Origin of the sequence: Porphyromonas sp. oral taxon 278 str. W7784 (genome assembly GCF_000467855.2) — a bacterium.
GTDB lineage: Bacteria > Bacteroidota > Bacteroidia > Bacteroidales > Porphyromonadaceae > Porphyromonas.
This window is the reverse complement of record NZ_KI259225.1, coordinates 14,761-26,317: the sequence shown is the minus strand read 5'-3', so window position 1 is coordinate 26,317 and position 11,557 is coordinate 14,761. Positions and strand designations below refer to the sequence as shown.

8 protein-coding genes are annotated in these 11,557 nt (G+C 54.4%); 4 read left to right on the top strand and 4 right to left on the bottom strand.

The window, feature by feature from the left end:
- Positions 1-10 precede the first annotated feature (10 nt).
- Genes HMPREF1556_RS01995 through HMPREF1556_RS01985 form a run of 3 tightly spaced genes read left to right on the top strand, consistent with a single transcriptional unit; the run spans position 11 to position 2,527 of the window.
- On the top strand, positions 11-721 hold the full coding sequence (locus HMPREF1556_RS01995; protein WP_021666528.1) for a hypothetical protein: 711 nt from the start codon (positions 11-13) through the stop codon (positions 719-721).
- 12 nt (positions 722-733) lie between these two features.
- Positions 734-1,198, top strand: coding sequence for a hypothetical protein (locus HMPREF1556_RS01990; RefSeq protein ID WP_021666527.1), 465 nt, complete (start codon positions 734-736; stop codon positions 1,196-1,198).
- Positions 1,199-1,210: 12 nt separating this feature from the next.
- Complete coding sequence (locus HMPREF1556_RS01985; protein WP_021666526.1) at positions 1,211-2,527, top strand: thioredoxin family protein; 1,317 nt, start codon at positions 1,211-1,213, stop codon at positions 2,525-2,527.
- 194 nt (positions 2,528-2,721) lie between these two features.
- Here the strand turns inward: HMPREF1556_RS01985 and HMPREF1556_RS01980 are convergent, their stop codons facing one another.
- The gene (locus HMPREF1556_RS01980; protein ID WP_021666525.1) at positions 2,722-4,467 is read right to left on the bottom strand and encodes a phosphoethanolamine transferase; all 1,746 of its coding nucleotides are present in this window, start codon (positions 4,465-4,467) and stop codon (positions 2,722-2,724) included.
- Between the two features lie 46 nt (positions 4,468-4,513).
- Complete coding sequence (locus HMPREF1556_RS01975) at positions 4,514-5,587, bottom strand: AAA family ATPase (protein ID WP_021666524.1); 1,074 nt, start codon at positions 5,585-5,587, stop codon at positions 4,514-4,516.
- 607 nt (positions 5,588-6,194) lie between these two features.
- On the opposite strand from HMPREF1556_RS01975, the gene HMPREF1556_RS01970 reads away from it, so the two are divergent.
- The gene (locus HMPREF1556_RS01970; protein ID WP_021666522.1) at positions 6,195-6,806 is read left to right on the top strand and encodes an HU family DNA-binding protein; all 612 of its coding nucleotides are present in this window, start codon (positions 6,195-6,197) and stop codon (positions 6,804-6,806) included.
- Positions 6,807-6,899: 93 nt separating this feature from the next.
- Here the strand turns inward: HMPREF1556_RS01970 and HMPREF1556_RS01965 are convergent, their stop codons facing one another.
- Positions 6,900-8,465: a RagB/SusD family nutrient uptake outer membrane protein gene (locus HMPREF1556_RS01965; protein ID WP_021666521.1), complete on the bottom strand. Its 1,566-nt coding sequence runs from the start codon at positions 8,463-8,465 to the stop codon at positions 6,900-6,902.
- A 13-nt stretch (positions 8,466-8,478) separates the two neighbouring features.
- Positions 8,479-11,469: a TonB-dependent receptor gene (locus HMPREF1556_RS01960; RefSeq protein WP_021666520.1), complete on the bottom strand. Its 2,991-nt coding sequence runs from the start codon at positions 11,467-11,469 to the stop codon at positions 8,479-8,481.
- Between the last annotated feature and the right edge of the window lie 88 nt (positions 11,470-11,557).

Below are 11,557 nucleotides of genomic sequence, written 5' to 3'. Positions count from 1 at the left end.
TCTATCTATCATGCGAACGATCAAGCATCCACTATATCTACTCGCACTCTTCGTCCTCTCGCTCTTCTCTTCCTGTACCAAGTACGACTTTGTCGAGACAGGCAAGGCCAAGGGCTATCATGACACGACGATGTGGGAGTATTTCCAGACCGACAGCTACAACTGGAGCTACCTGGTCTATATGGCCAAGCGTGCTGGCCTAGAAGATCTCTTCCAAGGCAAGAGCACAGAGTTCGGGCCGAATATCACCTTCCTCGGGATCACGAATCATAGTATCCGTCGCTATCTCTTCCGTACCTACGGCATCAAGACCGATGGATCCGAATCCCCAGAGAATGCAGTCGACCCCAGCAAGCTCACAGAAGAGGAGACGATGAAGCTCATAGATCGTATGAGTGTAGCGACTTGTCGCAGTCTCATCCTCGACTGTGTCATCCCCAAGGAGAAGCTACTGCTCGAGGACTTCCCCGCAGGGCGTAAGTCCGCTGACGGGAAGGCTATCGGTACGGGTGGTAAGACCTACACCATGGCTTCAGGCAAGCAACTTTGGCTCTACACCTTCCGTGATACCTATGCGGGTGTAGCGGGGGCCGGAGCTAACCGTCTGCACATCGTCTCTCCTACGACGACGATCTCCCGAGATATCGCTTCTCACAACATCCAGACACGTACGGGCGTCGTCCACTCCCTGCAGTACGACTTCACGCCTACGGACTTCTAATCTCTCCTTACGATGAAAGCAAGATCCATCTATAGCCTGTTCCTCGTGACTTTTCTAGCACTTGCTCTGCCTTCGTGCCGTAAAGTCGCAGTGGGTTACCTTGACGCGACACATGCGACCTTCGCAGCCAAGGAGCTGAAGGTCTATCGCACCGTCCCCGATGACGACCCACACAGCCTCAAGCGAGAGTATCCCGCCCCCTGGACTTCGCAGCGTATCCAGGGCGTCTCAGGTACTAACCCCGTGAACTACGAGTTCCTCAGCGTCGATGTCGCCGATGGAGGTGACGCCGCTAAGTTCGCTGCCGCTGTGAAGGACGGAAAAGTCACTGTCAACGGTGGTACGATCAACCTCTTCCCTTCGGCCGTCCAGACCCTGCCCAACGGCAGATACACCGTCAATCTACGGGTCTACAACGAGAGCCACAGCCGTGAGCTCCGTGGCCTCTTCACCTTCATCATCCAAGACGAAGAATAATACTCGCTCCCTATGAGATATATCAAGTATGTGACCTTCGTGGTCGTAGCGCTCTTGTCCATTGCGATCGGCTCCGCACAAGAGGCTACTGGCATCCGTTTCTTCAAGGGTTCCTTCGCCGAAGCACAGGCAGAAGCTCAGCGCCAAGGCAAGCCACTCTTCGTGGACTTCTATGCCACGTGGTGCGTCCCCTGTAAGAAGATGGAGAAGACTATCTTCACTCAGCCTGAAGTGGGCGCCTTCTTCAACGCCAAGTTCATCAATCTTCAGCTCGACGCAGAAGCTCCTGAGAACGTCGAGATTGCGAAAAAGTACAAGATCGAAGCCTTCCCCACCCTCGGGATTATTGCCAGCGACGGCAAGGCTATCCAGATAAACGTCGGCTTCATGAAGGCAGACGAACTTCTCGAGATGGCAAAGACCGCCGTCGGTGAAGTGAAAGGCTTCGACGATCTCTACAAAGAATATCGTGCACACCCCAATGATCTGAAGATCCAGCAGGAACTTCTGACCATGGCTCCACGCTTCCTCACCACGCAGGACGGTATGGATGCCGAGAAGTGGGTCGTACGTGTCCGCAAGATCTACAAGGAATACCTCTCCAAGAAGATGGCAGATGGTAGCCTGATCAATAAGAAAGACTACCTGATCATCAGCAATCTCGGCGGAGATGATGCCGATGAGGTCGCTCGTGTCGTCGAGTACATCAACGCTCATCTGGATGAGTGGATCGCAGCTGTGGGCGAGCCCGCAGCCTATTACGTCATCGAGAAGAACGACGAACGTATGCTCGAGCTCGTCAAGAAGGGTGATGAGTCCTACAAGACCTATCTCGAGAAGATCCGCACCGACTACAAGAAGGCGTATGATGTGATCAAGTTCAAGAAGGTGACACCCTATCAGAAGTCTGTTGACTATTACGGCGCCCTCTATGCTATATACAAGAGCAAGGACGTAGCCCGCTATATCCAGCTCATGTCTAGCTACCTCGATGGCCTTGGCGAAGATGCCAACGCTGCCGACTACGGTATCGCCGCTCAGTCGCTCTACAATGCTGCCGGCAACAAGCTGACACCCGCCGACCACAAGCAGGCGATCGCTTGGCTTCAGAAGGCTATCCCCAGCGAGACGGTCCTGATGAACAAGATCAACTTCCTCGTCATGGCTGGCGACTCCTACCGTGAACTGAAGGACTACAAGCAGGCACGTGAGTACTACAATCAGGCTTATGGCGAATCGCTTCTCATGGGGGACGCCGAGCAAGCACAGCAGATGATCCAGGCCTCTGTCGTCTACAAGCTCTCCACCCTCGAGCTCCTCGAGAAGTAGTCACCCGCTGACTCCTCCCGACTGTATAGAAAAACCCCGAGCGTCTACAGGTAGACGCTCGGGGTTTTTCTATGCATTTTGCCTCCTTCTTCCCCCCTTCCCCTTGACGATTCATAGAGCTATGCTCTTCTTTTACGGCCAGCGTGGGGATAGAATAACCCCCTTCGCTACCAGAGTAACGAAGGGGCTTATCGTTAGAATTCCATCATCTGTCCGTCGTATGCTTGTACGAGGCGCTTGCGGGAATTGTTGTACTGGCTTGAGAAGAAGTCAAGACGAGGATCATAGTACTTAGTCTTGATTCCGAGGAGGCCACAGATCGAGTTGGAGAGTAGGTCAGTCATGATCTTCCTATCCTTAGCAGCGACGATCTCTGCATAGATCTCGGGACGCTCCTGACGAAGCACGGGCGAGACATATACCATCAGCGGGATCGTCACCCCTGGGCGAGAGACCTCGTGCTCACAATAGTCAGGACGCTGAGGATTCTCGAAGACAGCCTGTCCATGATCTGAAAGATAGACAAGGATAGTAGGCGTCGAACTGTAGCGCTGTATGATCTGCGAGATGATCTGGTCATTATAATGGATGGAGTTCACATAGTCACAGATGACTCCACGACGCTTATCGTCCGTAGGTGTAGGCATTCCATTGGGGAGGTTCTTCGGAAGATCCTTCGTGCTGAATGCTGCTTTCCCATGGATGTAGCGCTCTGTGAAGGGGCTGTGTGATCCCATGAGATGGATGACTTCACAGAACTCTGAGCGATCACTTCTCTGAGGGATGGACGTGCGGTCCAATAGAAGAGGGAGGATATCACTATCTAGCGAGATGTTCCAGTCTCCGTAAGTGCGGTTGCGTACAAAGCGAGTGCTGTCTGCCGTAGCGGCTATCGTCGGTATCATTTGCACGCCAGAGCCCTGCTTCTCCTGGTTACTGACCCAATAGGTATAGTAGCCAGCCTTCGAGAGCATCAGAGGAAGTGTGGGGTACTTATACCATTCCTTCTCCTTTCCTTCACGAGAATAGAAGGTCATACTTTCAGAGATGGAGCTCGTAGTCCAAGCTGCAGAAGAGACAGCATCCGTGAAGAGTACCAGGTCACCTGTCTTAGCAAGCGAGTCCTGATGTGGTGTATTAGGGAGCGGATAACCATAGCAATGCATGTAGTCTCGTCGCATAGATTCGCCGAGGACTATGATGACATTGATCCCCTTCATATCACGAGTATGCTCGATGGTGCCGACATCGATGAGGCGAGCTTCGGCACTATACTTCGCAAGTTCTTCGGCATCCTTCATACAAGTAGTTGTACCTCGGTAGATCCGTTCGACAGGAGCCATATAGAGATAGCTAGCGATCGAGCGCTGTGCTGGCTGTACGAAGAAGACCGATACCGGCAGAGTCACTAGGAGCACTCCGAAGAAGATGACTCGGATCACAGGCGAACCCACGCCCTTTCCCCAGCGACGGGCGCTCCAGAAATAAAGACCTAGGAGGACGATCAGCGCAAAGAGGGGAAGGAGGAATACCTTATAGTTGAGGTTTTCAAGGAAAGCGGTGGCTTCTCCAGGGTTAGTCGACAGGATGTTTAGCGCAATGCTGTCCGTGTATACCGAGCTATAAGAGAAGACAAGGAAGGATTCGAAGAGCAGAAGATACCCATAGACGAAGATCGTGATTCCCTGAAGAAGGCCTCGAAGCCAACGATAGGGAGCCAATGCTACGATGAGTGTCGGTAGAGCTGACCACGTCAAGAGGCTCAGCGTCTGATAGACGATCTCACCCGAGTAGGGTAGTCGACCTTGGTCTAAATAATAATCGCCCGCAGCCCATAGCTGTAGGAGGAAGAGCAGGAGCGCAAAGAAACGTTGCTGATACAGGCGCTGCAGATAGCGCCCGAAGAGCGAACCACTCGGAGTAGAAGTATTCGATAGCATAAATGTTGAGAGATTGGTCAGTGCATGTCCACTAGTTTACCTCGGGCTAGAGGCGGACGTAGAGGGGATCACCCGTGATCTCTTGGATCACTTCGATGAAGGGCGGGAACTTGATCTCTAGATCCGGCGCACAAGAGATCTCTAAGATCTGATAATCACGACGTGGCTCGATGAAGTCATCTACTTCAAAGTACTGCTTGGCCCATACAAAGCTGCGACGAAGCTTGTGCACGAGCACTTCGTCAAGCGAAGCGATCGAGTTGAGATAGGATACATATTCGTCGGGACCTATTTGTCGCTCGGTGATGATCTGCTGTGATTCGACGGGGCTCTTACGGGTCATGAAGTAGACATAGTTCCCACGGAGGCCACGCTTACGGATACGGATGCTGGAGCCGTCTTCCTGATCGAGGTACGCTTGGTAGAGGTCGGTCTCGACGCCGTAAGGTATTTCGCCGGTGACGTGGACGAGGAAGCGACGGCGGATGTCGCTGAAGGTTGCTGGGTCGTCGCCTAGTGTCTCGTGGATGGCATCAAGGACTTGGCGGATCTTGACTTGGAAGTCGACGTTGTTTTCTACGATATGTAGGTGTGGGTGCCCCGTCCAAGCCTTGAGGATACGAGCGTCTAAGTCGCGAGCCTCTTCGATGGTTTCGCCTCGGAAGCTATTGGTCTCGAGGGTGTAGAATTCTTCTGCTCCCTGCGCCGCTGTGACCATGTGGATGACGGCGTCATAGCGAGCGTCACGGATCTTGACTTCGGAGAGCCCGAGTTCGTCGAGCATCGCCTGCCACATTGTCCGCTCGACGTAGTTGGAGATATCCATTGTCCCGCGGTCGGAGATGATAAGTACGGGGTGCGAAGCGGCGTGGGCCAGCTCGAGGAAAGTATCTTCCATCTGGATCTGATACTTCAGGACGGCCTTCTCGATATTGTAGAAGTACTGGCGATCGGGGGTAGCGAAGTTGATCGATGCATTATTGAAGAGCGTCGGTGTCTCGGGCAAGGCGTAGACAAGGTAGCCAAGATCGCTGAAGTGCTCAATGATTTGCGCCAGGGCTGTCGTCTTGCCGGCGCAGGGACCGCCTGTGAGGGCGATGCGGGTGATATTTTTATTCATCTATAGTCTTTTAGGGGCGCTAAAGCCGTCACAAAGATACACCTCTTCGCTCAAAGCTGATGCCTTCGGGCTTCTCTGGTGAAAAAGTGCTGGGAGAAGGCAAGTGAGAGGGAAGCTAACCGCTTATCCAAGGCGAAGAAGCGGGTTTCCTTCCTCTGTCTTCCTTCATCTCACCTCGGGAGAAGGAGAAGATTCGACCGAAGGCTCAGCTTCTTCCCTCGCCGTCTTCCTTCGGAGAAGGGGGGACGTAGGGGAACGAAAAGGGCGAAGTGATCGAAGAATAGATGCAAAATAATATAGGAAAAGTTGGAGCGACGAACGTAGCTTAATAAAACTACAAGCGTAACTTTATAGAGCGACAAACGTAGATTCAATTTTTCATAAGGCACTTTATAGGTTTCTTGCAGTAAGTTGCGTACTTTTGAGAATCAAGAGCGGGTCTCCTTCTACTGTCAAAGCTTTCGTCTTCTCCTGTAGAAGCTGTGGAATTCGTTTATAAAGGCTTGCGTCTTCTGCGGTGGAAGCTAGCGCCTTCTACTAAAGAGGGCTTCGGAAGAAGAGGACTTGCCCGACCATTTGAGAAACATTGCCTTCTAAAACCAAACGTATGGCTAAGTACATCATGAGAGAATTGCCCGAGCAATTCGGGCGTGGGAAGCGACGACATGCACCAAGATTGCTCGTCGAAGGAACCGTAACCTTAGGCGAACTAGCTGAACGAATTGCTCGAGGTACGACCTTCGCTAGCACCGAGATCGAAGGGATCGTCGCCTTGCTCGTCGATGAGTTGAGCGGAAGCCTTGCCGATGGGTACTCGGTCCGCATTGAGGGGCTCGGCGCTTTTACCGCTAAGCTCGCCTACCAAAGGGATATTGAGCCCGAGGAATGCGAAGGCGGACGACGCAATGCAGCGAGTCTTCGGGTCTCGGGAATAGCCTTTCGCCCCGACAAGAGGCTGATAGGCGCCACGGCAGGAGCTTGCCATCTGAAGCGAAAGAAATGCCCCGGCTACGTGAGTCCTTCGACGGGGCGGGACGGACGATGGGAAGTGGCCAAGGCCTTCCTCCGAAGCCACGGGATGATGCGCGTTAAGGAGTATCAGAGCCTAGTGTCACTCTCCCCGACGGCTGCAAGGATGGAGCTCCGTGCCTTCGCTGAGGAAGGGCGCTTGGAGCGGTATGGGTCGAGGGCGCAATTGATCTATTTGCTCCCGAAGTAATCAGGCTCAGAGACGGAAAAACATTCGCCCCCTCACTCCTATTGCTGGAGTGAGGGGGCGAAGTCGTATCAGAACGAGCGTCGGAAGCCGTGACTAGTAGTTCGGATTCTGACGAAGGTTCTCAGGATTGGCCTGAATGTCGTCGGCGGGGATGGGGTAGAGCTGACGGTAAGCATCCGAAGCCTTTCCTTCCTTCACACCAGCCTTCCAAGGCCAGACATAGTCGCCGGAGATGAACTTACCGAAACGAATCAGGTCCGTACGACGCTGTCCTTCCCAGTAGAACTCACGACCACGCTCGGCGAGGATCTCAGTGAGCTCGGGAAGTGCTCCGTAGTTGCCCACAGCCGAGCCGTAAGCACGAGCACGGACAAGGTTGAGGTACGTCAGACCCTTTGCTACGTCGGCCTTGCCACGCACGGCTGCTTCGGCGAAGTTGAGGTAGAGCTCAGCCAGACGGAAGAGTGGGAAGTCGGTGTCTGCATGGTCCCCGTTGCTGCCGTTAGCGCCAGCGCTGGTGACATTGCGGAACTTGTAGACGTAAACACCCTGATTGAAGTCCGTCACCGTATTGATCTCGCCCGAGCCTACAGCCTTGATGAGGGCACGCTTGTCGGTAGCTAGGTTACCACCGAAGAGGTTAAGCAGGCCTGCTGTAGCACGATTGCCGTTCCAGCCACCATTGACACCCATGTTCACACCCGTTGCCTTCTTAGCGTCACCTCCGGTAGAGGAGTTGATGAGGAACGTCATACCGCCCCAGTTCTGCGAGCGCTGTCCGTCGTAATTGACGGAGAGCAGGACCTCAGGATTATTGAGGTTGTTGTCCGCTAGGAAGAGACGATCGTAGTTGGTGTGGAGACTGTACTTGCCCGAAGCGATCACACGCTCAGCGTACGCAGCTGCGTCGGCGTAGCGCTCCGTACCAGTGTAGACCTCTGCATTGAGGTACAGGCGAGAGAGGAGCGCCCAAGCCGTAGCCTGGTCAGCACGACCGTAGACATTCGCCTTAGGTGCCTTGAGGTCGGACTCAATAGCCTTCAGTTCAGACTCGACGTAGGAGAAGAGCTCCTTACGGCTAATCTGACGAGGATAGACCTTACCCGTGGGGGTGGACTCGTCGATGAAGGGAGGATTACCAAAGAGATCCATCAGCACCCAGTACTGATAAGCTCTCAGGAAGCGAGCCTCAGCACGGTAGGTGCGCACGGTAGCATCCGAAGCTTGGTCTTCGGTATTCTTGAGGAACTCCGATGCAAGCTTGATCTGGTAAATAGAGCGGTAGTAGAAGCCTCGTAGGATCGGGTTAGAAGCCGACCACGAGAAGGCGTGGAAGTCTGGTACCCCGCCGTCGCCCCAAGCACAGATAGCTGTCTCTGTTGGTAGCTCCTGGAGGTTAAACAGGCCACGAACGAAGTCGCTCGTACCTTCGTCGATCCCTGCGATATCGCCTCCGTCACCATTACCCGTAAGGCCGAAGGCGCCGTAGACCTTAGCAAAGGCCTGAAGGGTCTTCTCTGGTGAGGAGTAGATCGTCTTATTCGTATCGCCGTTGGTGGGGAAGCGGTCAAGGTCCTTGACACAAGAGCTAAGGCCGAGCGCACCGATAAGCCCCAGCGCCGTGAAGCTACGGCGAAGCATCTTCTTATTTGTACTCATGATTAGCTAGGCATTAGAGTGAGAGAGATAGATTGAGCGTGTAGGTGCGTGGTATGGGGTACAGGCTGAAGTCGATCGCCCGCTCAGGGTCAAGACCCTTGTAGGGAGAGAGGGTGAAGACATTCTGCACCGTAGCCGAAGCACGGAGGTTAGCACGCCCAAGGATTCGCCCGAAGTCGTAGCTGAGGGAGAGATTGTCCATCTTGAGGAACGATGCCTTGTGCAGGTAGTAGTCCGAGATGATCTGCTTGTCGTTGCTGTTCTTGAAGTCCGAAGCATTGATCTCAGGAGTAGTATTGCGGAAGTACTGGCCCGAGTTCAGCACAGCGGTACGTGTCGCCATGTACGAGGAGACGTTGTCGTAGATGTAGTTCCCGAGGCTAGCACGGAGCGAGGTCGAGAGCGTCCAGCGGTCGAGCGAGAGGCTAGTAGAGAAGCCCATGATGACCTTTGGTTCGGGGTTGTGCGTACGATACTTGTCGAGCTCGTTGATGACACCGTCGTTATTACGGTCGACGAACTGGCCTTCCAGAGGCTTGCCATTAGCGTCGTACTTCTGCTGGTAGACGAAGAAGGTACCAGGAGCGTAGCCTACGGAGTGGATCTGGACATTAGTACCCGTACCACCGGTGACACCACCAGTGGGGACACCCTGATAGCCGGGTACCTCGACGGCGTTGAGCTTGGTGATCTTGGTGCTGTTAGAGCTGATATTATAGCTCACATCCCAGGAGAAACGCTTGGTCTGTACAGGTGTAGCGTTGATGCTAAGTTCGAAGCCCTTGCTGGTGATGTTCCCTACGTTCGTCAGGATACGATTCGAGAAGTTCGCTCCAGCGGGAGTAGGGATCTCGTTCAAGAGGTCGCTGGTGTTCTTCTGGTAGAAGTCCAGTGTCCCTGAGAGACGACCCTTAATGAAGCTGTAGTCGAGGCCCACGTTGTAGGTAGCGGTCTGCTCCCAGTGGATGTTGGCATCGTAGGCAGCTGGGCGAAGCATGTTGTAGTACGTGTCGCCGAACTGGTAGCGAGCCGTGTTCGTGCTTAGCGAGTAGAAGGGTAGGTAGGTGTAGTTACCGATACCATCCTGCTGCCCTGTGACCCCGTAACCGAGGCGGAGCTTCAGGTCATCGATCCAGTAGGTATCCTTGAGGAAGGATTCCTGGTTGATACGCCAAGCTAGAGCTAGTGCAGGGAAGATACCCCAGCGATTCTCCTTGCTGAAGCGAGAGGAGCCGTCAGCACGGACAGTAGCCGTGAGGAGGTAGCGATCCAGAAGGCTATAGTTCAGACGTCCGTAGAAGGAGACGAGGGTATTCTGAGGATAGTCGTACTCGTAGGTAGGAGCCGAGACCAGCGTCTTGTCGTAGGTGTAGTCAGGCGTATTGTGGACATAGGTCTTCCAGTCCTGGTACGAATACCCTGCCATGACGTCGAGGCGACTCTTGATAGAGGAGAACTCCTTGACATAGTTAGCGTAGAAGTCAAAGAGCAAGCTACGCTTACGCTGGTCGTAGGTGTTGTTCGTCCCGCTCTTCAGTTCGTCGGGCTTGCCAGCCTGCTTGTAGGTGAAGCGCTGCCAGCCTAGCGCAGAGGCGGCGGGGATGATGACGCTCCCCTTACCGGAGGCGTAGTCGTAGCCGAGGTTGACATTGAGCTTGAGCTCGGGGAGGAAGTGGAGCTTGTAGTCCAGCTTCAGGTTACTGATGGTGCGGAAGACATCGCTGACGTCTTCCTTCTGCTGGAGGAGAGCGACGGGGTTGCGTGGTGCTAGCGTCTGCAGGTTAGCACCGTCCATCCAAGCCCAGTAGCCCCCGAAGGGAGCGAACTTAGCATCGTTGTCACGGACAGGACGCGTGGGGTCAAACTGGACAGCAGCACCGATAGCGTCCTTGTTGGCGAAGCGGTTGTGCGTCGCTGTGACCTTCACGCTAGCGTCGATGGCTAGATGACTGTCGAAGAGGCGAGGATTGATGCTGAAGTCACCGCTGACACGGTTCATCTGGTCGGTCTTCAGTACGCCCTGCTGGTGGTAGAAGCCCGTAGAGACACGATAGGGGAGCTTGCCTGCTGCACCGCTGACGCTGAGGTTGTAGTCACCGCCGTAGGCCAGCTGATAGATCTCATCCTGCCAGTCTGTATTGGCTGTGCCAAGCTTAGAAGCAGAAGCGGGGTCGATACGCTGAATCAGGGCACGATATTCGTCTGCCGAGAGCACACGTACACGGCGGGCAGCTTCGGAGAGCGAGCTCTGCACGGAGACAGCGATCTGGGTCTTCTGCCCGACTTTACCACGCTTCGTGGTGATCATGATCACACCGTTGGAAGCACGGGAGCCGTAGATAGCCGTAGCCGAAGCATCCTTCAGCACGTTCATCGAAGCGATGTCCTGAGGGTTGATGGAACTGAGGATACTAGGAGCACCGGCTACTGCGGTGTTCTCGATGGGTACCCCGTCGATGACGATCAGTGGGTCGTTGCTTGCGTTGAGCGAAGCACCGCCACGGATACGGATACGACCACCGGCACCAGGAGAGCCGTCAGGGGTGATCTGCACCCCAGCGACCTTCCCTACGAGGAGTTCGCCAGCAGTAGAGATAGCCCCCTTCTGGAAGTTCTTCTCGTTGATGGAGCTGACGGAGCCGGTGAGGTCCTTCTTCTGCATCGAGCCGTAGCCGACGACTACAATCTCCTTGAGGCTCTGAGCGCTCTCCTCGAGGACGATCTTCAGGGGGAAGGTAGCTGAGGCTAGGGGTACGGTCTTCGTGGTATAGCCGATGCTGGAGATGATGAGGTGTCCGCGCTTAGGAGCTCGTACAGTGAATCCTCCGTTGATATCGGTGATAGCACCCTGAGGTGTTTCCTTGACCTTGACGGAAGCTCCGATGACAGCTTCACCCTTGTCGTCTACGACTACGCCCTTGATCTGGACCTCCTGCGCCAGTGCAGGTACCGCCAGTAGGAGTAGGGAGAGACAGAGGTAGGTAAGGCGTAAAATCTTCTTCATTTTACGTACTCTGTTTGTGATGGATTAGTAGAACGATCGGGCTACCCGCCTCGGCCGGTGGAGCCGTGAGGCGAGTAGCCCGAGGGTA